This window comes from Methylophaga sp. UBA4204 (assembly GCF_002379485.1).
Taxonomy (GTDB): domain Bacteria; phylum Pseudomonadota; class Gammaproteobacteria; order Nitrosococcales; family Methylophagaceae; genus Methylophaga.
Genome location: NZ_DFTU01000070.1, coordinates 6,157 through 6,376, shown reverse-complemented (window position 1 = coordinate 6,376; position 220 = coordinate 6,157). Strand labels below are relative to the sequence as shown.

Here is a 220-nt window from a genome sequence, read left to right as displayed (position 1 = left end):
AAGAAAGTGGTGAACCATTCTGGCAATTTGATGCTCAGGCAACGGTCTTTTCATCGCCAGCTATCGCAGGTGACCAAGTCTATATTGGTGCAATGGATGGATATCTTTATGCGCTTGATATAAATAACGGTGAGCAAAAATGGCGTCTCGATTCAGGATGGGCCATATTTGCATCACCGTTTGTAGATAATGGAATACTTTATATAAGCAGTGATGATGG

1 protein-coding gene is annotated in these 220 nt (G+C 41.8%); it reads left to right on the top strand.

The window, feature by feature from the left end:
* Nucleotides 1-220 (top strand): PQQ-binding-like beta-propeller repeat protein (locus B3182_RS10245; RefSeq protein ID WP_292752661.1); only part of this gene is annotated, 220 nt, incomplete at both ends.